This window comes from Sutterella massiliensis (genome assembly GCF_016899755.1).
GTDB classification, from domain to species: domain Bacteria; phylum Pseudomonadota; class Gammaproteobacteria; order Burkholderiales; family Burkholderiaceae_F; genus Sutterella; species Sutterella massiliensis.
This window is the reverse complement of record NZ_JACJJC010000223.1, coordinates 1-583: the sequence shown is the minus strand read 5'-3', so window position 1 is coordinate 583 and position 583 is coordinate 1. Positions and strand designations below refer to the sequence as shown.

At 56.9% G+C, this 583-nt stretch carries 1 protein-coding gene; it reads right to left on the bottom strand.

The window, feature by feature from the left end; genetic code table 11:
- Positions 1 to 583 (bottom strand): hypothetical protein (locus H6A60_RS12275; protein ID WP_205105036.1); only part of this gene is annotated, 583 nt, incomplete at both ends.

Genomic DNA, 583 nt, shown 5'->3' with positions numbered 1-583 from the left:
AAGCAAGCCGTTGCTCTTAAGCTGAAGCGTTGCTCCCGTCAGAATCTTGTTGACGTCGGCGTACTCCTGGCCGCCAACGGTGTCAGAACGCCCGTTTTTGTAGGCGGTCACCGCGCTGTTCGTCAACGTAATGAGACCCGAAAAATCGACCTGATCATCAGAGACAGTTACGTTTTGATCGGTGAAAACAACTTCGTAATCCTTGACGGCACCATCAAGGACGACGTTCAAAACGGCCCCGGATTCGGGATTCGCTGCACCGGTCCCGAGAATGTTGTTCAAAATACCGAGCTTGCCGGGCTCATCGGTCGTCGGCGCGGACGTTACACCCTGAACAACAGACTGATTCAAAGTCAGATGCGCGGCCGAACCCAGGTCGAGCGTACCCGTTCCGCTCAAGCCGCCGACGGTCTGCGTGTACGCCTTGTCGCTGTTGAGGCCGCCGAAACGAACTTCGGAGTTCGATGAAACCATCAGCATCGACGTATCGCCGAAGGCTTCGGTCATGCCGAACACCAGGTGAGTCGGATCGCTTTCAGAGCCTGCGTCGGTGTAGCCGACCCGAGTCACCCCCGTGTAGTCG